This window comes from Lysobacter humi (ex Lee et al. 2017), from assembly GCF_054781815.1.
Genome location: NZ_BAAGTR010000005.1, coordinates 322,049 through 340,228, shown reverse-complemented (window position 1 = coordinate 340,228; position 18,180 = coordinate 322,049). Strand labels below are relative to the sequence as shown.

General features: G+C 72.2%; 23 protein-coding genes, 1 tRNA gene and 1 pseudogene. 22 read left to right on the top strand and 3 right to left on the bottom strand.

Features of this window, described 5'->3' with window-relative positions; all coding sequences use genetic code 11:
• Positions 1 to 13: 13 nt before the first annotated feature.
• Genes ACYVJJ_RS05275 through ACYVJJ_RS05260 form a run of 4 tightly spaced genes read left to right on the top strand, consistent with a single transcriptional unit; the run spans position 14 to position 2,528 of the window.
• Entirely contained in the window at positions 14 to 412 is a 399-nt protein-coding gene (locus ACYVJJ_RS05275) for a hypothetical protein (protein ID WP_460831701.1), read from the top strand.
• 10 nt (positions 413 to 422) lie between these two features.
• Complete coding sequence (locus ACYVJJ_RS05270; protein WP_460831699.1) at positions 423 to 1,007, top strand: phage holin family protein; 585 nt, start codon at positions 423 to 425, stop codon at positions 1,005 to 1,007.
• A gap of 7 nt (positions 1,008 to 1,014) precedes the next feature.
• The gene (locus ACYVJJ_RS05265; RefSeq protein WP_460831698.1) at positions 1,015 to 1,428 is read left to right on the top strand and encodes a hypothetical protein; all 414 of its coding nucleotides are present in this window, start codon (positions 1,015 to 1,017) and stop codon (positions 1,426 to 1,428) included.
• Entirely contained in the window at positions 1,425 to 2,528 is a 1,104-nt protein-coding gene (locus tag ACYVJJ_RS05260) for an AI-2E family transporter (protein WP_460831696.1), read from the top strand. The genes ACYVJJ_RS05265 and ACYVJJ_RS05260 overlap by 4 nt, the downstream gene beginning before the upstream one ends.
• A gap of 1 nt (position 2,529) precedes the next feature.
• Here ACYVJJ_RS05260 and ACYVJJ_RS05255 read toward each other — a convergent pair.
• Together ACYVJJ_RS05255 and ACYVJJ_RS05250 are read right to left on the bottom strand one after the other, a co-directional pair.
• A pseudogene (locus tag ACYVJJ_RS05255) lies at positions 2,530 to 3,335 on the bottom strand (M90 family metallopeptidase).
• Entirely contained in the window at positions 3,302 to 3,556 is a 255-nt protein-coding gene (locus ACYVJJ_RS05250) for a hypothetical protein (protein ID WP_460831789.1), read from the bottom strand. The pseudogene ACYVJJ_RS05255 and the gene ACYVJJ_RS05250 overlap by 34 nt, the downstream one beginning before the upstream one ends.
• Positions 3,557 to 3,701: 145 nt before the next feature.
• Here ACYVJJ_RS05250 and ACYVJJ_RS05245 point away from each other — a divergent pair, with 145 nt between their 5' ends.
• From ACYVJJ_RS05245 to ACYVJJ_RS05175, 15 genes are all read left to right on the top strand, one after another.
• A complete protein-coding gene (locus ACYVJJ_RS05245; RefSeq protein WP_460831695.1) occupies positions 3,702 to 4,679 on the top strand; it encodes a biotin--[acetyl-CoA-carboxylase] ligase in 978 nt (325 codons plus the stop codon).
• Positions 4,676 to 5,410 (top strand): type III pantothenate kinase, encoded by a 735-nt coding sequence (locus ACYVJJ_RS05240; RefSeq protein ID WP_460831693.1) that lies wholly within the window; start codon positions 4,676 to 4,678, stop codon positions 5,408 to 5,410. The genes ACYVJJ_RS05245 and ACYVJJ_RS05240 overlap by 4 nt, the downstream gene beginning before the upstream one ends.
• A 70-nt stretch (positions 5,411 to 5,480) precedes the next feature.
• Positions 5,481 to 6,131: a hypothetical protein gene (locus tag ACYVJJ_RS05235; protein WP_460831692.1), complete on the top strand. Its 651-nt coding sequence runs from the start codon at positions 5,481 to 5,483 to the stop codon at positions 6,129 to 6,131.
• Positions 6,122 to 6,197 (top strand) — tRNA-Thr (locus ACYVJJ_RS05230). Before ACYVJJ_RS05235 ends, ACYVJJ_RS05230 begins: the two co-directional genes overlap by 10 nt.
• 79 nt (positions 6,198 to 6,276) lie before the next feature.
• A complete protein-coding gene (locus ACYVJJ_RS05225) occupies positions 6,277 to 7,314 on the top strand; it encodes an ABC transporter substrate-binding protein (protein WP_460831690.1) in 1,038 nt (345 codons plus the stop codon).
• Positions 7,315 to 7,321: 7 nt separating this feature from the next.
• The gene (locus ACYVJJ_RS05220; RefSeq protein ID WP_460831689.1) at positions 7,322 to 7,921 is read left to right on the top strand and encodes an SCO family protein; all 600 of its coding nucleotides are present in this window, start codon (positions 7,322 to 7,324) and stop codon (positions 7,919 to 7,921) included.
• A complete protein-coding gene (locus ACYVJJ_RS05215) occupies positions 7,918 to 8,442 on the top strand; it encodes a cupredoxin domain-containing protein (RefSeq protein ID WP_460831687.1) in 525 nt (174 codons plus the stop codon). The genes ACYVJJ_RS05220 and ACYVJJ_RS05215 overlap by 4 nt, the downstream gene beginning before the upstream one ends.
• Positions 8,439 to 9,197: an ABC transporter permease gene (locus tag ACYVJJ_RS05210; RefSeq protein ID WP_460831685.1), complete on the top strand. Its 759-nt coding sequence runs from the start codon at positions 8,439 to 8,441 to the stop codon at positions 9,195 to 9,197. Before ACYVJJ_RS05215 ends, ACYVJJ_RS05210 begins: the two co-directional genes overlap by 4 nt.
• Positions 9,187 to 9,966, top strand: coding sequence for an ABC transporter ATP-binding protein (locus ACYVJJ_RS05205; RefSeq protein WP_460831684.1), 780 nt, complete (start codon positions 9,187 to 9,189; stop codon positions 9,964 to 9,966). Before ACYVJJ_RS05210 ends, ACYVJJ_RS05205 begins: the two co-directional genes overlap by 11 nt.
• A 91-nt stretch (positions 9,967 to 10,057) precedes the next feature.
• Positions 10,058 to 10,819: an SIMPL domain-containing protein gene (locus ACYVJJ_RS05200; RefSeq protein WP_460831682.1), complete on the top strand. Its 762-nt coding sequence runs from the start codon at positions 10,058 to 10,060 to the stop codon at positions 10,817 to 10,819.
• Positions 10,820 to 10,888: 69 nt separating this feature from the next.
• A complete protein-coding gene (locus ACYVJJ_RS05195; RefSeq protein ID WP_460831680.1) occupies positions 10,889 to 11,137 on the top strand; it encodes a hypothetical protein in 249 nt (82 codons plus the stop codon).
• A gap of 187 nt (positions 11,138 to 11,324) precedes the next feature.
• On the top strand, positions 11,325 to 12,248 hold the full coding sequence (rocF, locus tag ACYVJJ_RS05190; RefSeq protein WP_460831678.1) for an arginase: 924 nt from the start codon (positions 11,325 to 11,327) through the stop codon (positions 12,246 to 12,248).
• 97 nt (positions 12,249 to 12,345) lie between these two features.
• Positions 12,346 to 13,188, top strand: coding sequence for an ABC transporter ATP-binding protein (locus ACYVJJ_RS05185; protein ID WP_460831676.1), 843 nt, complete (start codon positions 12,346 to 12,348; stop codon positions 13,186 to 13,188).
• Position 13,189: 1 nt separating this feature from the next.
• A complete protein-coding gene (locus tag ACYVJJ_RS05180; protein ID WP_460831674.1) occupies positions 13,190 to 14,443 on the top strand; it encodes an ABC transporter permease in 1,254 nt (417 codons plus the stop codon).
• 137 nt (positions 14,444 to 14,580) lie between these two features.
• On the top strand, positions 14,581 to 14,733 hold the full coding sequence (locus tag ACYVJJ_RS05175) for an entericidin A/B family lipoprotein (protein WP_460831672.1): 153 nt from the start codon (positions 14,581 to 14,583) through the stop codon (positions 14,731 to 14,733).
• A 103-nt stretch (positions 14,734 to 14,836) separates the two neighbouring features.
• Here the strand turns inward: ACYVJJ_RS05175 and ACYVJJ_RS05170 are convergent, their stop codons facing one another.
• Positions 14,837 to 15,643, bottom strand: a complete 807-nt coding sequence (locus tag ACYVJJ_RS05170) for a hypothetical protein (protein ID WP_460831670.1) — start codon at positions 15,641 to 15,643, stop codon at positions 14,837 to 14,839.
• Positions 15,644 to 15,756: 113 nt separating this feature from the next.
• Here ACYVJJ_RS05170 and ACYVJJ_RS05165 point away from each other — a divergent pair, with 113 nt between their 5' ends.
• The 3 genes from ACYVJJ_RS05165 to modA all read left to right on the top strand — a co-directional run bounded on the left by ACYVJJ_RS05165 (position 15,757) and on the right by modA (position 18,180).
• Positions 15,757 to 17,043 carry a tryptophan--tRNA ligase gene (locus tag ACYVJJ_RS05165; protein WP_460831668.1) on the top strand — a complete coding sequence of 429 codons (1,287 nt, stop codon included), beginning with the start codon at positions 15,757 to 15,759 and terminating at the stop codon, positions 17,041 to 17,043.
• Positions 17,040 to 17,357, top strand: coding sequence for a hypothetical protein (locus ACYVJJ_RS05160; protein ID WP_460831666.1), 318 nt, complete (start codon positions 17,040 to 17,042; stop codon positions 17,355 to 17,357). The genes ACYVJJ_RS05165 and ACYVJJ_RS05160 overlap by 4 nt, the downstream gene beginning before the upstream one ends.
• 61 nt (positions 17,358 to 17,418) lie before the next feature.
• Entirely contained in the window at positions 17,419 to 18,180 is a 762-nt protein-coding gene (gene modA, locus ACYVJJ_RS05155; RefSeq protein WP_460831664.1) for a molybdate ABC transporter substrate-binding protein, read from the top strand.

The following is an 18,180-nucleotide window of genomic DNA, read 5'->3' as shown; positions in this document are numbered from 1 at the left end:
CCAGGAGAGCGACATGGCCAGCAACAACCGCAACGGATCCTCCAGCGAGGCCGTCAGCGCGTCCGGCACCGGTACCTTCAAGGCCAATCTGTCCGAGGCAGGCACCAGCCTGCGGCAGGCGGCGGTCGACACCGGTGATGCATTGAAGAACGCGGCCGTGGCCGCCAGCGAGGAGTTGCGCGTGGGCAAGGCGAACCTGAAGGCCGATCTGGCCGATACCGCACTGGCCGGCATCGCGGCCGCCGAAGTCGCCGGCTCCGCCGCGCGCGAGCAGCTCGACGTCGTCATGGACAAGGGCCGCGACCTCGTCGACAGCGCCTCCGAGCTGATCCGCGAGCGTCCGCTGGTGAGCTTCGGCGTGGCCTTCGCCACCGGCTGGATCATCGCCAAGCTCGCGCGCGGCGAACGCTGATCCCCTCGCCGTGAGCGCGGGGAGCGCGAACGGGGGCGCAGCAGGCCCGGGTCCTGATGGCCCGGGCCCTTCGCATGCGCCCGCCCCGGACACGCCCCCCGACCTGAAAGAGACGTTCCGGCAGGTCACTGCGGCGGGGCGCTCGAGCGCGAGCGCCTTCGCCGATGCGGGCAAGGCCTTCCGCAGCCTCGCGGTCGCCGACATCTCGCTCGCGCGTAGCGCGTTCGGTCGGACGATGGCCTTCGCGGGCCTCGCCGTCGCCTTCGGCGCGAGCGCGTGGCTGCTGCTGATGGGCACGCTCATCGCGGTGCTGCGTGGCCAGTTCGGCCTCGGCTGGACCACCGCGATGCTGAGCTGCGCGGTGCTGAGCATGCTCGTCGCCGGGCTCTCGGCATGGGCGGCGTCGCGCTATTTCGAGCACACGCGCCTGAAGGCGACGCGTCGGCAACTCGCGCGGCTCGGCCTTGGCGAACTCGCCGACTTCACCCCGACGCCCGGCTCCGCGCGTTCGGCGAAGGACGTCGAGGGCGCCGACCTCACCCGCCACGGCGAGCCGCTCAAGGACTCGCGCGGCGTCCCCGTGACCCCGCCCTGAGGCGCGCATGTCGACGTCGTTCAAGCAGCTCATCGAGAAGGTCGACCAGGCCGAGGCGGCGCTGGAGGCGCGCGAGCGCCTGTTCGCCGCCGACTGGCGCCAGCTCAAGGCGTCGTGGCGCGCGGGCTGGACGCCCGGGCGCATCGTGATCGCGGGGCTGGTGAGCGGCTTCGTGATCGGCCGCGTCGAGCCGACGAAGTCGGTCGCCAAGGGCAGCACGATCATGCAGATGATCACCTCCATCTCCGGGCTGATGGCGAGCGCGAAGGCGCAGATGGCCGCGACCGAGGCCGAGCACGTCGCGACCGAGGCCGGGCAGGTGGTCGAGGAGGCCGAGCAGGTGGCGGTCGAAGCCGAAGGGCTCGCCGCGGCAGCGCAGGCGAACGTCGCGGCCGCGCAACCCGGCCGGATCGACCCATGACCGCCGGCGTCGAGCCGTCCGCGCCGGACGAGGGGCCCGTCACCCCGGCGTCCGTACCGATGCAGCCGCGCCCGCGCTCCCCGCTCGCGGTGGTGGTGCTCGCGGTGCTGGCGGTCGGCGTGGTGCTGTGGGCGGCGCAGGGCCTGATCCTGCCCGTGCTGCTCGCGATGTTCTTCGCGCTGATCGGCAATCCGATCATCCGCATCCTGCGGCGTGCCTACGTGCCGCGCTTCGTCGGCGCGGTACTGGTCGTGGTGCTCGGCATCTCCACCACCGTGCTGCTGGTGGAGCAGCTCGTGCAGCCGGCCACCGAGTGGATCCGCGAGGCCCCGCGCGGCCTGCGCCAGTTCGCGCCGAAGCTGCGCGACATGGTCAAACCGGTGCACGAGGCGAACCAGGCCGCGCAGCGTCTGGCGCGCGCGGCGGGCGGCGAGCAGCGCCAGGTGCAGGTGGTGCGCACCGAGACGAGCGATCCGCTGAAGTTCCTCACCGCCACGCCGAAGATGATCAGCTCGGTGCTCGCGGTGGTGCTGCTCACGTTCTTCTTCATGGTCTACGGCGAGAACCTGCAGAAGCACGCGCTCGCGCTGCTGCCGACCCGACAGCAGCAGAAGCTCACCGTCGACATCCTCACCTCGATCGAGCGCGAGATCTCGCGCTACGTGCTCACCATCAGCCTGATCAACCTCGCCGTCGGCATCGTCATCGCCGCGTTGCTCAACATGATCGGCGTGCCCACGCAGGAGGCCCTGCTCTGGGGTACGGTGGCGGCCCTGCTCAACTTCGCGCCCTACGTCGGCCCGCTGATCGGCATCCTCACGCTGGTGGTGATGGGCTTCCTGCGCTTCGAGGGCTGGATGGCGCTCGCGCCGGCGGGCATCTACCTCGCGGCGCACACGCTCGAGGGCCAGATCATCACGCCGATCATCCTCGGCCGCAGCATGCGCCTGTCGCCGCTGATCCTGATCCTCTCGCTGATGGTCTTCGGCTGGATGTGGGGCATCGTCGGCCTGCTGCTCGCGGTGCCGCTGCTGGTCTGCATCAAGCTGGTGCTTTCGCGCCTGGACGGCATGGACGGCTGGGCGCGCCTGCTCGAATGATTCAGGCGAAGGGCGAGGGCCCGTAGAGGCGCTCGAGGTGCGCGGCGACCTCCGGGTACGCCGCGCGGAGCACGCCCGGCGCACTGAAGTGGTATTCGCTGGCGACGGCAAAGAACTCGTCGGCCGATTCGGCCGCGTACTCGTCGATCGCCGGCGCCTCGCCGGCGTCGAGGCGCGCCTCGAAGTCGTCGAACGCACGCTGGAAGTCGCCGATCCACGCCGCGCGCCACGACGCGGCCAGCGGCGGCGTGCCGTCCATCTCGCCGTCCAGTGCGTCGATCTTGTGCGCCATCTCGTGCACGGCCACGCAGAAGCCGGCATCCGGCTCGGCGCAGTCGGCCTGCACGTCGGCCCAGGAGAGGATCAGCGGACCGGCCTGCCAGGCTTCGCCGGCGAGTTCGTCCTGCCATTCGTGCAGCACACCGGCGGCGTCGACGTGGCTGCGGTCGACGCGGAAGGCGTCGGGATAGACGATCAGCTCCGACCAGCCGCGCAGGCCGGACGCGCCGATTTCCAGCAGGGGCAGGCAGCACGCCGCCGCGAGCAGCGTGCGGTCGACCTCATCGAGCTCGAGCCCCGCGACCGGCGTGATCGCCTTGCCGTGGAGGAACGTCGCCGTCAGCCCGGCAAGCGCCGCCGCGCGCGTCTCGTCGAGCCGCGCCGCCCACGGCAGCCGCGCGCGCACCTGCAGCCACAGGCTCGGCGGAAGGGGTGGGGCGGGGGTGTCGTCGGGCCGCAGCAGGCGGCGGAGCCAGTCGCGCAACAGCGATCCGTCAGCGGAACATGCCGGGCAGGAAGGAATGCCAGCGCGTGCGCGGGGCGGCGCTGACGTCGCTGTGCACGGTCGGGCGCGAGCGCGCGTCCTGCCCGCCGGCCTCGCGCGCCGGGCTCGCCTTGCGTGAGGCGGCAGGCCGCGCGACCGACTCGTTCGCACCGCCGGCGCCGTTCGGGCCGCACAACTTCACCTCGCGCGCGCCAACGCTGGCGCTCACGATGAGGATAAGCAGGCACAGGCTGAGGCGACGCATGGGCGGTCCCTGCTCCGGATCCGGAAAGCCCGCGGAGGATAGCGCGATTCGGCGGCGCACAAGGCGCGAGGGGGCGACCGTGCGTCGGCCGCCGGCGACCGGGCGATAATCGCGGCGCCGCCGGCCACGCCGGCCCGGAGCTTCCATGGACGAACGCGCCCTGCTGCAGCGCCTGATCGACGGCCCGGTCTCGGGTGACGCGCTGGCCCGCGCGGCCGGCCAGACCCGCGCCGCGGTCTGGAAGCGCGTCGAAGCGCTGCGTGAGGCCGGGGTGCCCGTCGAGGCCGCGCCGGGTCGCGGCTACCGCCTCGTGGCGCCGCTCGAGCTGCTCGACGCCGACCGCCTGCATACCCGCCTGATCGCGGCCGGGGTAGGCCTGGAACGCCTCGACGTCGCCTGGTCGATCGACTCGACCAACAGCGAGCTGCTGCGCCAGCCGCCACCGGCGCAGGGTGCGCGCGTGTTGATCGCCGAGCGGCAGACCGGGGGACGGGGGCGCCGCGGACGCGCCTGGGCCTCGCCGCTCGGTTCGAATCTCTACCTGTCGGTGCTGCGCGTGTTCGACGGCGGGCTCGCGCGCCTGGGCGGGCTCAGCCTGGTCGCAGGCGTCGCCGTCGCCGACGCGCTGCGCGGGCTCGGCTTCGACGTTGGCCTCAAATGGCCGAACGACCTGGTCGTCGCCGAAGACGCGGGCGGCCTGCGCAAGCTCGGCGGGCTGCTGGTGGAAGGCGGTGGCGAGCATGCGGGGCCGGTGCGCGCGGTGATCGGCCTCGGCCTCAACGTGCGCATGCCGGCCTGCGCGGCCGCTGCGATCGACCAGCCGTGGAACGACCTCGCCGCGCTGCAGCCGCAGGTCGAGCGAGAGGCCGTCGCGCTCGCGGTGCTCGCCGCGCTGCTGCCGGCGCTCGACGCCTTCGATCGCGACGGCTTGGCGCCGGTGCTCGCGCGGTGGCCGGAGTTCGACGCGCTCGCCGGCCGCGCCGTGCACCTCCACGGCGCCGACGGCGTGCACGAGGCGCAGGCGCTCGGCCTCGCCGACGACGGCGCGCTGCGCGTGCGCCATGCCGACGGCCGCGAGGCGGTCGTGCATGCCGGCGAAGTCTCGCTGAGGCCCGCATCGTGAGCGCCTGGCTGTTCGACCTCGGCAACACGCGACTGAAATGCGCGCCGCTCGAAGGCATGCGCCCCGGCCGCGTGCATGCACTGGCGCACGCGACCGGCACGATCGCGGATGCACTCGACGCCGTGCTGCCGCCACGGATCGAGGTCGCGCATGTCGCGAGCGTCGCCGGCGAGGCGCTTCGCGTCGAACTGCTCGACGCGCTCGCACGCCGCTGCGCGCGCATCGAACTCGCCCGCACGCAGGCCGCATGGGCGGGCGTGCGCATCGCCTATGCCGCGCCCGCGCGGCTCGGCGTCGACCGGTTCCTCGCGATGCTCGGCGCACGCGCGCGCATCGACGGCGCGGTGCTGCTCGTCGGCGTCGGCACCGCGGTGACGATCGACCTGCTCGACGCCGATGGCCTGCACCGTGGCGGCCACATCGCACCGTCGCCGGAACTGATGCGCGAGGCCCTGCACGCGCGCGCGCCGCACCTGCCCGCGCAGGGCGGCGCGCGGGTCGACTGGGCGCTCGACACCGACGATGCCCTGGAATCGGGCTGCCATGGCGCGCTGCTCGGCCTGGTCCGCGAATCGCTGGCACGTACCCGCATGCTGCTCGGCGAGGTGACGCTCTGCCTGCACGGTGGTGGCATCGAGCCGCTGCGCGACGCATGGCCGGAGGCGCGGTGCGAGCCGTCGCTGGTGCTGGACGGCCTCGCGCGCTGGGCGACGCCGGACGGCGCGCGATGAGGCGCAGCTCCGCGCATGCACTGCGCGCTGCGGCACGGAGCGCGGCGCGGCCGCCGGCTAGAATCGATCGATGCTGATCCGTGCGCTGCTCGTGCTGCTGCTCGTGCTCAACGCAGGCGTCGCCGCGTGGTGGGCCTGGCACGTCCCGCGCCCGCCGGGCGAGGTTGCCATGGCCACCGGCGTTCCCGCGCTCGACCTCGTCTCGCCACCGCGCGCCACGGTGACGGCGCACGCGGCGCCCTCGCGCTGCTACCGCTACGGCCCCTTCAGCGACCCGGCCGCCTTCGAGGCCGCCCGCACCGCGATCGCGCCGTCGGTGGCCTGGACCGCGACCGCCGAGCAGCCGGTCAGCCCGCCGCGCGCTTGGCGGGTGCTGCTGCCGCAGCCCGACCGCGCCACCGCGCAGGCCACCGCGGCGCGCATCGGGGCCGCCGGGTTCGCGGATTTCCTCGTACTGCCCGACGGCCGACCCGATGCCCACAGCATCGCGCTCGGCCGCTATCGCAGCGAGTCCGCCGCCCGCGAGCGCGTGCGGAGCCTCGCGGCCGCGGGTTTCCCCGCGGTCGCCGAGCCGGTCGGCGGGCGGCGCGTGCTGTGGCTCGACGTGGCCGCCGACGGCCGCTTCGAGCCGGCCTCCCCCGTGCTCGGCCTGACCGGGCAGGCGGTCGACTGCGCGGGCGTGCCCCGCGACGGGCGCTACACTATCGACGCGCCGGCTTAGCTCAGTTGGTAGAGCAACTGATTTGTAATCAGTAGGTCGTCGGTTCGATTCCGACAGCCGGCACCACGAGGGGGTTCGTGGCGTCCGACAGCGACCTGCGCGTACCGACACCGCTTCCGCCGCACCGCCAGGCCGAGATCCGACGATGGACACCGCGTACACCCAGCAGAGGCGCCAGCTCCTCCAGGCCATGATGGCGGCCGCCGTGCCGGCCGCGCTCGCGGGCTGCGGCGGCGGGGACGGCGCGGGCGGCGCCGATGCGCTGGTCGTCGGCGGCCTGCCGGTGACGTGCAACCTCACGCTGCCGGTCGCCTGCGTCGCGCATGCGAAGGCCCAGGCCGCAAGGGCCGCGCCGGGCCGCGGCTTCACCTTCAGCAAGTACAGCGGCTGGCCGGAGATCAAGGAATCGCTGATGGCCGGCCGCATCCAGGCGGCCTACATGCTCGCGCCGCTGGTGATGGACCTCGCCGACAAGAAGATCCCGGTCAAGATCGTCTCGCTCGGGCACCGCTCGGGCGCGGTGATCATGGTGCGCAAGGATTCGCCCTACCAGACCTTCCGGCAGCTCGCCGGCAAGCGCATCGCGATCCCCAGCCGCTTCGCGGTGGACTTCCTGTTCCTGCGCCGCATGCTCAAGCAGGAAGGCATGACGCCCGACGACATCGAGATCATGGAGATGCCGCCGCCGGACATGCCCGCCGCGCTCTATGCGAACGCGGTCGATGCCTACTGCACCGGCGAGCCCTTCGGCGCCGCCGCGCAGCACGCGGGCTATGGGCGCCCCTTGCGCATGACGCGCGACGAATGGCGCAACTACATCTGCTGCTGCCTCACCGTGCGCGAGGAGCTGATTGAGTCCGACCGCCCGCTGGTGCAGGAGCTCGTGAACTACGTGCAGGCCGCGGGCCGGTGGCTCGATGCGCAGCAGGCCAATCGCGAGAAGGCCGTGGCCATCGCCGCGGGGCGCAAGTACTTCAACCAGGATCCCAATATCATCCGCTTCGTCATGGAGAACCCGACGGACCGCGTGACCTACGGCGACCTGCGGATGATCCGCCCCGAGTTCGAGGAGCTCATGCAGCTCTCGATCGAGGCCGGCACGATCAAGAAGCCGATCGCCTACGAGACGTACATGGACGAGAGCTTCGCGCGTGCGGCGAAGCCGGTGTCGATCGCGGTCTGAGGCGGCGATGCACAGCACGATGCTCCGCCGGATCCTGCGCGGCGCGGTCGCCGCGCTGATGGTCGCCGTCTTCGCGACGCCCGTCGCCGCAGGACGGGCGACGCTCAAGGCCGGTGCCTTCGACCCGCCCGCGCCCGCGCCCGAGCTGTCGCTGCTGTCGTCGCAGGGCGGGGCGCTGTCGCTCGCGCGACATCGCGGCAAGGTGGTGCTGCTCGAATTCGGCTTCACGAACTGCCCGCAGGTCTGCCCGATGACGCTCGCCACGCTCGCGCAGGTGCGAAAGAAGCTCGGCGCGCATGCGGCACGGCTGCAGGTGGTGTTCGTCACCGTCGACCCCGAGCGCGACGATGCGGCGCGGCTGCGCGCCTATCTCAAGGGCTTCGATCCGTCGTTCGTCGGCGGCACCGGCACCACCGCGCAACTCGCGGCGGTGCGTGCGCGCTACGGCGCCACCGCGCAGCGCAAGGCGGTGGGCGACAGCTACACCGTCGGTCATTCGTCCTCGGTCTATGTCATCGACACGAAGGGCCGGCTGCGCGGAATGATGCCGTACGGCCGCCCGGCCGAGGATTACGTCCACGACGTGCGGGCGCTGCTGGCCGAATGAGCGCGTCGACCGTTCCCGCCGCGCGCCCCGCGGGGCGCGCCGCACTGCGGCGCCTCCGGGCCGCCGCGCTCGCGCTGCTGCTCGCGCTCGTTGCGATCGCCGGCTGGGCGGCGTTCGCACCGCTGCCACGGCCGGCCACGCGCGAGGCCGCATTCGTCATCCCCGAAGGCACCTGGCGGCGACGCATGGCCGGCGAGCCCGTCGAGATCCTGCCGCAGCGCATCGAGCTCACGCTCGGCCTGAGCGACGTGCTGCGACTGGAAAACCGCGACACCGTGCCGCAGACGTTCGGCCCCGCGCTGCTGATGCCGGGGCAGACCTTCCGCCTGCCGTTCGAGCAGGCCGCGGATTACGAATTCGCCTGCAGCGCGCACGCGAGCGGGCAGATGGTGGTCGCGGTCGCGCCGTTCCCCGGCACGCCGTGGGCGCGGCTGCGCTGGCGCCTGGCGCGCTTTGCCGACGCGTTCGACATCCCACGACAGACACCGGCCTCCACGGCCGTACGAGGCTCCCACGCATGAACAGGCTTCGGCAGTCACTGCCGGGAATCGTCATCATCCTCGCGCTGCTGGCCGCCTGGTGGGCAATGGTGCGGGCGACGCAGAGCGTGATCTTCCCCACGCCGTGGCAGGTCGTCACCGGCACCCTGGAGCTCGCGGCCGACGGCACGCTGTGGGAGCACATCGGCGCCTCGCTGGCCCGCGTGGGCGCCGGCTTCGCGCTCGCGGTGCTCGTCGGCGTGCCGCTCGGGCTGTGGATGGGCTGGGTGCGCGGCGCCTACGCCACGCTCAATCCACTGTTCCAGATCCTGCGCCCGATCTCGCCGATCGCGTGGATCCCAATCGCGATCCTGTGGTTCGGCGTGGGCAATGCCTCGCCGATCTACCTGATCTTCATCTCCTCGGTCTTCCCGATGGTGCTGCAGACGGTGGCGGGCGTGCACACCATCGAGAAACGCTACCTGCGCGCGGCGGAGAACTTCGGCGTCTCGCGGCGCACGCTGTTCACGCGCGTGGTGATCCCCGCCACGCTGCCGCAGATCATCGTCGGCATGCGCATCGGCCTGGGCGTGGCGTGGCTGGTCGTGGTCGCCGCGGAGATGATCGCCCTGCGCTCCGGGCTCGGGTATCTCATCATCGATTCGCGCAATGCCGGCAACCGCTACGACCTGGTGATCGCCGGCATGGTCATCATCGGCCTGATCGGGCTCCTGCTCGATGGCCTCATGCGCCTGCTCGAAGGCGCCAAGATCGTGAGGTGGCGCTATGCGCACTAAGATCGACGCGGTCGCCCTGCGCAAGGGCTTCGCCACCGACAAGGGCCCGCTGCAGGTCGTCGACGACGTCGGCTTCCGGGTTGGTGACGGCGAGTTCGTCGCGATCGTCGGCCCGTCGGGCTGCGGCAAGTCGACGCTGATGCGCATGATCGCCGGCTTCATCACGCCGGATTCGGGCCGCGTGGACATCGACGGCGTCACCCGCCATCGCCCGAGCCCCGAGGGCATCCTCATTTCGCAGCATGGCTCCGTGTTCCCGTGGCTCACCGTCCGGCAGAACCTGATGTTCGGCCTGAACGACGAGAAGCACGCGGGCGACAAGGCCGCGATCGCCGACCACTACGCGGACATCGTCGGCCTCAAGGGGTTCGAGCACAGCTATCCGCACGAGCTCTCGGGCGGCATGCTCAAGCGCGTGGAGATCGCGCGCGCGCTCGCGGTGAAGCCCGACATCCTCTACATGGATGAGCCGTTCTCCGCGCTCGACGCGCTCACCAGCCTGCGCATGCGCAACGAGCTGCTGCGCATCCTCGCCAAGGAGCGCCACACGGTGATCCTGATCACCCACGACGTCGAAGAGGCGATCCACCTCGCCGACCGGATCCTGGTGCTCTCCAACCGCCCCACGCGGATCCAGAAGACGTTCGAGGTCGGGCTCGCGCATCCGCGGCAGCTCACCAGCCCCGAGGTGCAGCAGATGCGCATGGCGATCCTGCGCGAGCTGGGCGTGCATGCGGACGCGCCAGCGCTCGTCGACGCCGGGGGCTGAGGCGCCGGGACGCTGAACGCCGTGCATCGATCGTCGACCCCGGACTCACGCGCCGGGCGTTGAATCACGGGACTTCCGACCCGTGACCGCCATGCCCCCGACCTATCTTTACCGCCCGAGCCGCGTGCTCGCCCCCGTCCTGCTCGGCCTCGCCGCGCTCACTGCAGGCTGCGATCGCGGCGGCGGCGCGCTCGACGCGCCGACCGACGCCACGCTGGTCACCGTCTCGGCGAGTGCCGAAGCGCGGCGCGCGCCCGACATGGCGACCCTGTCCACCGGCGTCGTCTCGCTTGCCTCCGACGCCAACAGCGCGATCCGCCGCAATGCCGAGCAGATGGCCAAGGTGGTCGCGTCGATCCGTGCCGCCGGCATCGAGGCGCGCGACGTGCAGACCAGCGGGGTCAGCCTGAACCCGGACTACCTCTACCAGCAGAACCGCCCGCCGCGCATCAAGGGCTACTACGCCTCGAACAACGTCAACGTGACCGTGCGCGACATCGGCCGGCTCGGCGCGATCCTCGATGCGCTGGTGGCCACCGGCGCGAACCAGATCAACGGGCCGATGTTCGACATCGAGGACAAGGATGCCGTGCTCGACGAGGCCCGCGACAAGGCGATGAAGAAGGCGCGCCAGCGTGCCGACCGCTACGCGCAGCGGCTCGGCCTGCGGGTGCGGCGCATCGTGAGCATCGACGAGACCGGCGGCCGCGGCGGCGGTCCGCGACCGGTGTACGGGCGCGGCGTCGCGGTCGAGCAGGCCTCGGCGGCCGATGCAAGCGCGAACGCACCGATCGCGCCGGGCGAGAACGTGCTCGGGCTGACGCTGGATGTCGTCTACGAGCTCGGCAAGTAGGCGCCCGGCCGCCTTGTCGCACGGCTCACGGTGCGCGTCGCACTGTCGGGGCGACAGCAGGAGACCGACATGGCACGAGACAACCACGACACGGGCGAGACGCTGCGCGGCGGCGACCCGGCGCCCGGCGGCAGCTCGCTCGGGGCATCGCGGCAGGACACGCCCGTCGCCACGCGACAGGCCGTCGAAGGGCGCGAGAACGACGACCTCGCCGCCGCGAGCGAGCAGGAGGCCTTCATCCGCGGCGCACGCAGCACGCCGCCGATGGGCGACGTGCGCAGCGACGACATGGGCGCGCCGAACGGCGAGCCGCTCTGACGCCCCCTCGCGGACCGCGTCGCGCGTGAGCCGGCACGACGGCCGGAGGCCGGTCGTCGTGGCGGCCCGCGGTAGGGCGCGCGCAGGCGGGCAGGCCGGGTCGTCCCGCGCCTGCCGGCTACACTAGGCGGGCCCGGCGACTGCACGGAGCGCGCGATCCCGCGGCGCCGCATCGCGCGGCGATCGCATGTCGAACCGATCCCTTCCCGTCAGCCTCATCGGCGCGCCCACCGACGTCGGCGCCGGCCACCGCGGCGCGCGCCTCGGGCCCGAGGCCCTGCGCATCGCCGGCCTCGGCGAGGCCCTGCTCGCACGCGGCCTCGAGGTGCTCGACCGCGGCAACCTCGAAGGGCCGCGCAATCCCTGGGCCGACGCGGTCGAGGGCTATCGGCACATCGCCGAGGTCACCGAGTGGAACCGCATCGTGATGGAGGCGATGTACACCGAGCTCAGCGGCGGCCGCATGCCGATCATGCTCGGCGGCGACCACTGCCTCGGCCTCGGCTCGATCACCGGCGTCGCGCGCTGGTGCCGCGAGAACGGCAAGAAGCTGCGCGTGCTGTGGCTCGACGCGCACGCCGACTTCAACACGAGCGACGTCACGCCGTCGGGCAACATCCACGGCATGCCCGTCGCCTGCCTGTGCGGCCTCGGGCCCGAGGCGCTCACGCATCTCGGCGGCAGCGCGCCCGCCGTGCGCGCGGAGGACGTGCGCCAGATCGGCATCCGCTCGGTCGACGAGGGCGAGCGCCGGCTGATCCGCCAGTACGGGCTCGACGTCTACGACATGCGCTACATCGACGAGGTCGGCATGCGCACCGCGATGGCCGAGGCACTCGACGGCATGGACGAGGACACGCACCTGCACGTCTCGTTCGACGTCGACTTCCTCGATCCCTCCATCGCGCCCGGTGTCGGCACCACCGTGATGGGCGGCCCGACGTACCGCGAGGCGCAGCTGTGCATGGAGATGATCTGCGACACCGGGCGCATGGGCTCGCTCGACATCGTCGAGCTCAATCCACTGATCGACGACCACAACCGCACCGCGATCCTCGCCGTGGATCTCGTCGAGAGCCTGTTCGGCAAGTCGACGCTGATGCGCGAGTGAGCCGCCGGTCGGCGGTGGCGCCGAAAGTGCCTTCCGGCACCTGACGCCAGCGCGGCGCGCGTCGATCCTTGCGCCCGGGATCGACGGGGAACGCGCCATGCTGGACGTGCAGGACGTACGCAAGGCCTACGGGCCGACCGTCGCGCTCGACGGGCTGTCGCTCGCTGTGCGCGAGGGCGAGATCTTCGGCCTGCTCGGGCCCAACGGCGCAGGCAAGTCGACGCTGATGTCGCTGGTGGCCGGCCTGTTGCGGCCGGACGCCGGGCAGGTGCAGGTCGGCGGCGCCGCGCCGGCCGAGCCCGCCACGCGCCGGCACATCGGCCTCGCCCCGCAGGCGCTCGCGCTCTACGACACGCTCACCGGCCGCGAGAACCTCGAGTTCTTCGGGCGGCTGCACGACCTCGGCGGCGCGCGGCTGCGCGCGCGCGTCGACGCCGCACTGGGCTTCGTCGCGCTTGCCGACCGCCAGCACGATCGCGCGGGCGGCTACTCGGGCGGCATGAAGCGCCGCCTCAACCTCGCTGCCGCGCTGCTGCACGAGCCTGCAATGGTGCTGCTCGACGAGCCGACCGCGGGCGTCGATCCACAGTCGCGCAATGCGCTGTTCGACAACGTCGAGGCGCTGCGCGCGCAGGGGCGCACCGTGGTCTACACCACGCATTACATGGAAGAAGTCGAGCGACTGTGCGACCGCATCGCGATCGTCGATCGCGGGCGCGTGCTCGCGGTGGGCACGCTCGCGGAGCTGCTCGCGGCGCACGGCGGGGCGCCGCAGCTCGTCGTGCGACGTGGCGATCGCGAATGGCGCGAGGCCGTCGACGATCCACTCGCACGCCTGAATGCGATCGCGCAGGACGGCCCGGTCGACGATTTCCGCGTGGAGCGACCGCGCCTGGAGCAGGTCTTCCTGCATCTCACCGGCCGCCAGTTGAGGGACTGACATGCGCATGCTCTGGGCCATCGTCCGCAAGGACTTCCTGCAGCTGCGGCGCGATCCCGCCGCGCTGTTCTTCACGCTCGGCTGGCCGCTGATCGTCGCCGTCGCGTTCGGACTCGTCTTCGGCGGCGGGGGCGCGAGCACGCCGCCGAAGGTCGCGATCGTCGACCTCGACCGCAGCGCCGCCTCGCAGTCGTTCGTGCGCAGCCTGCGTGCGACGCCCGAACTGGCGACCGACCTGCAGGCGCTCGATGCCGCGCGCGATGCGGTGCGGCGCGGGCAACGGGTCGCCGCGGTCGTGCTGCCTGCAGGCTGGGGCGCCTCGCGCGGGCTGGGATTCTCGCCGGGTGCGATGCCCGCGCAGGTCTGGGTCGATCCGAGCCGCAAGGCCGAGCAGGCGATGCTGCAGGGCCTGCTAGTGAAGGCGGCGATGCAGGACCTGATGACCGGGCCGCAGGACGCCGCCGCGCGTGCATCGATGCTGGCACGCTCGAAGGCGCAGCTCGCCGGGGCCGACCCCGCGACGCGTGCGCGCCTGGAGGCCTTCTACGACTCGCTCGACGGCATGCTCGCGGCGTCCTCGCCGGCGCAGGCCCATGCGCCCGCCGACTTCTCGCCGCTGCCGATCGAGACGCACTCGGTCGAGGCACGTCGCAAGGGCCCGGCGAACGCCCATGCGGTGACCTTCCCGCAGGGCATGTTCTGGGCCGTGCTCGGCTGCCTGATGAGCTTCGCGACGTCGCTCGCGACCGAGCGCAGCGAGGGCACGTGGCTGCGCCTGCGCACCGCGCCGGCCGCGCCGTGGCGCCTGCTCGCCGGCAAGGGGCTGGCCTGTGGGCTCGCGATGCTGCTCGCGCTGAACGTGCTCGCGCTGATCGCGGTCGTCGCGTTCGGCATCCGCCCGCACTGGCTGCTGCTGGAGCTCGCCTTCCTCTGCGGCGCGTTCGCCTTCACCGCGATGATGATGCTGTTCGCGCTGCTCGCGCGCAGCGTGCGCGCGGCGAGCGGCGTGGCCTGGGCGATCCTCATGCCGCTCGCGATGGTGGGCGGCGCGATGATCCCGCTGTTCGCGATGCCGGGCTGGATGCAGGCGGCCTCGAACGCGAGCCCGGTGAAGTGGTTGCTGCTCGCGATCGAGGGCGCCGTGTGGCGCGGCTTCAGCCTGCAGGAAATGCTGATGCCGTGTGCGGTGCTCGTCGGCACCGGCGTGCTGCTCCTGCTCGTGGTGCGCCTGCGCGCGCCTGCCGCGCTCGCGTGACGAGATGAATGCATCGTGACGACTCCACGCGTGTGAAGTCGGCCGCTGCACATTCCGTATACGGCGCCTGCCGTGTCATCTCCCCACGGTTTCCCCGAGTCCGCGCCCGTCGCGGCATCCCCCAAGGAGATGACACCATGAAGCGCCTCACCGCCCTGCTCCTGCTCGCCCTGTTCTCGATGGGCACCCTGACCGCGTGCAACACGATGGCCGGCGTCGGCCGCGACGTCGAGAAGGTCGGCGACAAGGTCGAAGACAAGGCCGAGGACTGCAAGGACGGCAAGTGCTGATCCTGCGGCACCCTGCATGAGAAAAGGGCCGGAGCGATCCGGCCCTTTTCTTTCGGGCGCACGTCGGATGCCGCGTGCACGCCCGCGCCGCCCGTCGCGCGTGTTACCAGCCGCGCGGCGGGTCCGGCACGAAGCCACGCGGGAAGGCACGCGGCTCGCGCTCGTAGCGGTCGTAGCGATCGAGGCGCGGCGCGATGCCGCGCGCGGCGAGCGCATGGCCGTCGTCGTAGCGGATCTCGGTGACCTGCACAGGCGCGCCTGCGCGACGGAAACCGGTCTGGCCGACGGGCGAATACTCGCGATAGCCGTGGCCGGTGCCCAGCTCCTGCGCGCGCGAACGCGCCATGGCCGGCGCGGACGGCGCCGAGGCCGCATCGCCCACCACGCCGTCCTCCATGCGTTCGGGCGCCGCCGGCGAATACACGCGCGGCGGCGGAATGCGGCGCGCCTCGTCGAACACGGCGATGCCGATCACGCCGACGTTGCGCGGCCGGCCCGTGCGCGTGGCATAGCTGTCGCCGAAATCGGAGAAATAGAACTGCGCGACATCGCGCATCGACTTGCGCCAGCCCGCGACCTCGGTCGTCTGCCACGGCTCGAGCACGTAGCCGGCCTGCGAGGGATCTGCGGTCTGGCCGGAGACGGCGTTCACGCCATCGACGCTCAGCACCACCAGTACGCGCTCCGGGCTGCGGTTGGTCAGGCGCACGGCATAGCGATGCCCCGGGGTGCCGGGTACCCAGGTCTGGCCGCGATGGCGGTACTCGGGCAGCACGTCGCCCTCGTCGCGATCCACCACGCTCATCTCGACGCGGCCGGCGCCGTAGTAGGACTGGGCCTGCGCGGCGCCGTTGGCGGTCGCGGCGGCGAGCAGGGCGAGGACGACGGCGGAGCGAGCGCGGGTGGCCATGGCGGAAATCCGTGAGTGGTGTGTGAAATCAACGCACGATGCGGCTGAACGGGGTCGCCACGGCCGCCGTCGGGCGCGCGGTAAACTCGCCGCCCCTAGGCATCCGTTCAGCCATGAACCGCACGCGCGTCCTCACCGGCATCACGACCAGCGGCACGCCGCATCTGGGCAACTACGCCGGCGCGATCCGGCCGGCGCTCGCCGCGAGCCGCGATCCGTCGGTGGAGAGCTTCTACTTCCTCGCCGACTACCACGCGCTGATCAAGGTCCAGGACCCGGCGCGCGTGCAGCGCTCCACGCTGGAGATCGCCGCGAGCTGGCTGGCCGCAGGTTTGGATCCGCAGCAGGTCTGGTTCTACCGGCAGAGCGACATCCCCGAGATCCCGGAGCTCACCTGGCTGCTCACGTGCGTGGCGGGCAAGGGCATCCTCAACCGCGCGCATGCCTACAAGGCGGCGGTCGACCGCAACGTCGAGGCGCAGGAGGACCCCGATGCAGGCATCACCGCCGGCCTCTTCATGTACCCGGTGCTGATGGCCGCGGACATCCTCGTCTTCAACGCAGACAAGGTGCCGGTGGGGCGCGACCAGATCCAGCACATCGAGATGGCGCGCGACTTCGGCCAGCGCTTCAATCATCTGTTCGGCGAGCACTTCACGCTGCCGGAGGCCGCGATCGAGGCGCACGTGGCCACGCTGCCCGGGCTGGACGGCCGCAAGATGTCCAAGAGCTACGACAACGTGATCCCGCTGTTCGCGCCGCGCGAGCAGCTGAAGAAGCTGATCTATTCGATCGTGACGGACTCGCGCGCGCCCGGCGAGCCGAAGGATGCCGACGCCTCCAACGTCTTCCAGCTCTACCAGGCGTTCGCCACGCCGGAGCAGGCCGCCGACATGCGCCGCGCGTTCGAATCCGGCATCGCCTGGGGCGAGGCGAAGCAGGCGCTGTTCGAGCGCATCGACGCCGAGATCGCGCCCATGCGCGAGAAGTACGAGACCCTGATCGCCGACCCCGCACACATCGAGGCGGTGCTGCGCGACGGCGCCGCGCGACTGCGCGCGACGTACGCCATGCCGTTGCTCGCGCGCCTGCGCCATGCGGTCGGCCTGCGCGACCTCTCGAGCATCGGCGAGTCGTCAACCTCGGCCGCCGAAAAGCCGGCAGCGGCGACCTTCAAGCAGTACCGCGAGGCCGACGGCCGGTTCTACTTCAAGCTCGTGCGCGGCGAGCGTGTGCTGCTGCAGAGCGGTGGCTTCGACGCGCCGCGTGACGCCGGCCAGCGTGTCGCGGCCCTCAAGCAGGCCGGTCGACTCGACGACGAAGGCGCGTCGCTGCTGGTCGCGGGCGTCGACCGTGCCGAGGTCGACGCCGCGCTCGCGGCCATGGCGGAGGCCTCGTGAACCCGTTCGTCGAGCTGCACCTCGCGCTGATCCTGTTCCTGCCGTGGTTCGCGATCCTCGGCGGCCTGTTCTGGTTCTTCCCGCGCGAGCCGCGCACCCGCGCGCGGCGCCTCTTCGACCTCACGACGTTCGCCGTCGCGATCGTCGCCTTCGTGCTCGCGGTGCGCTGGGGCTATGCGGTCGCGCGCCCGACCGGATCGGCCGGGCAGATCTGGCACCAGGTGGTCGGTACCGCGCTCGGCTACGGCGTCTTCCTCGCCGTGATGACCGTGGCCTGGTTCGTACGCCGGCGCTGGCTGCGCCGCGATCCCTGACACCGGACGCGTCGGCCGCCGCGGCCCTGTTCTGATCGGCGTACGCCCGACGAGGCCCTGCATGCATCGACTGCTCCTCCTGCTCGCGCTGTCCCTCGTCGCGTTCGCGGGAACGGCCCGTGCCGCGCCGCTCACCGTCTTCGCTGCCGCCAGCCTGAAGGACGCGCTCGACGAGGCCGGCGCGGCGTACACGCGCACGACCGGCACCGCGGTGCGCACGTCGTATGCGGCCACGCCGGCGCTCGCACGGCAGATCGGGCAGGGCGCACCGGCGGACGTCTTCATCGCCGCCGACCTCGAGTGGATGGACGCCTTGCAGCGCGATGGGCAGGTCGATGCCGCCTCGCGCCGCGTCGTCGCCGGCAATTCGCTGGTGTTGGTCGCGCGGGCGGCGGGCCGCCTGGGCACGATCGACCTGCGCGATCGGGCATCGCTCACCCGCGTGCTCGGTCGCGACGGTCGCCTCGCGCTCGCCGTCACCGCGACGGTACCCGCGGGCCGCTATGCACGCGCCTCGCTCACGCGGCTCGGATCGTGGGAGGCGGTGCGCCCGCGCGTCGTCGAGACCGAGAACGTGCGCGCGGCGCTGCAGCTCGTCGCGCGCGGCGAAGCGGCGCTCGGCATCGTCTATGCGAGCGACGCACGTGCCGAGCCGCGCGTGCGCGTGGTCGCGGCGTTGCCCGCCGCCACGCATCCGCGCATCCAGTATCCCGCCGCGCGCGTGCAGCGCAGCCGCCACCCGCAGTCCGCGGCGTTCGTGCGCTGGCTGCGTGGCGCGACGGCGCAGGCGATCTTCCGCCGCCACGGCCTCCGCGCGCCCTGA

Bases quoted from the DNA above. Each gene is read 5' to 3' on its own strand.
- ACYVJJ_RS05275 (WP_460831701.1), top strand. From the start codon at position 14: ATGGCCAGCAACAACCGCAACGGATCCTCCAGCGAGGCCGTCAGCGCG.
- ACYVJJ_RS05265 (WP_460831698.1), top strand. From the start codon at position 1,015: ATGTCGACGTCGTTCAAGCAGCTCATCGAGAAGGTCGACCAGGCCGAG.
- ACYVJJ_RS05260 (WP_460831696.1), top strand. From the start codon at position 1,425: ATGACCGCCGGCGTCGAGCCGTCCGCGCCGGACGAGGGGCCCGTCACC.
- ACYVJJ_RS05250 (WP_460831789.1), bottom strand. From the start codon at position 3,556: ATGCGTCGCCTCAGCCTGTGCCTGCTTATCCTCATCGTGAGCGCCAGC.
- ACYVJJ_RS05245 (WP_460831695.1), top strand. From the start codon at position 3,702: ATGGACGAACGCGCCCTGCTGCAGCGCCTGATCGACGGCCCGGTCTCG.
- ACYVJJ_RS05235 (WP_460831692.1), top strand. From the start codon at position 5,481: ATGCTGATCCGTGCGCTGCTCGTGCTGCTGCTCGTGCTCAACGCAGGC.
- ACYVJJ_RS05225 (WP_460831690.1), top strand. From the start codon at position 6,277: ATGGACACCGCGTACACCCAGCAGAGGCGCCAGCTCCTCCAGGCCATG.
- ACYVJJ_RS05220 (WP_460831689.1), top strand. From the start codon at position 7,322: ATGCACAGCACGATGCTCCGCCGGATCCTGCGCGGCGCGGTCGCCGCG.
- ACYVJJ_RS05215 (WP_460831687.1), top strand. From the start codon at position 7,918: ATGAGCGCGTCGACCGTTCCCGCCGCGCGCCCCGCGGGGCGCGCCGCA.
- ACYVJJ_RS05210 (WP_460831685.1), top strand. From the start codon at position 8,439: ATGAACAGGCTTCGGCAGTCACTGCCGGGAATCGTCATCATCCTCGCG.
- ACYVJJ_RS05205 (WP_460831684.1), top strand. From the start codon at position 9,187: ATGCGCACTAAGATCGACGCGGTCGCCCTGCGCAAGGGCTTCGCCACC.
- ACYVJJ_RS05200 (WP_460831682.1), top strand. From the start codon at position 10,058: ATGCCCCCGACCTATCTTTACCGCCCGAGCCGCGTGCTCGCCCCCGTC.
- ACYVJJ_RS05195 (WP_460831680.1), top strand. From the start codon at position 10,889: ATGGCACGAGACAACCACGACACGGGCGAGACGCTGCGCGGCGGCGAC.
- rocF (WP_460831678.1), top strand. From the start codon at position 11,325: ATGTCGAACCGATCCCTTCCCGTCAGCCTCATCGGCGCGCCCACCGAC.
- ACYVJJ_RS05185 (WP_460831676.1), top strand. From the start codon at position 12,346: ATGCTGGACGTGCAGGACGTACGCAAGGCCTACGGGCCGACCGTCGCG.
- ACYVJJ_RS05180 (WP_460831674.1), top strand. From the start codon at position 13,190: ATGCGCATGCTCTGGGCCATCGTCCGCAAGGACTTCCTGCAGCTGCGG.
- ACYVJJ_RS05175 (WP_460831672.1), top strand. From the start codon at position 14,581: ATGAAGCGCCTCACCGCCCTGCTCCTGCTCGCCCTGTTCTCGATGGGC.
- ACYVJJ_RS05170 (WP_460831670.1), bottom strand. From the start codon at position 15,643: ATGGCCACCCGCGCTCGCTCCGCCGTCGTCCTCGCCCTGCTCGCCGCC.
- ACYVJJ_RS05165 (WP_460831668.1), top strand. From the start codon at position 15,757: ATGAACCGCACGCGCGTCCTCACCGGCATCACGACCAGCGGCACGCCG.
- modA (WP_460831664.1), top strand. From the start codon at position 17,419: ATGCATCGACTGCTCCTCCTGCTCGCGCTGTCCCTCGTCGCGTTCGCG.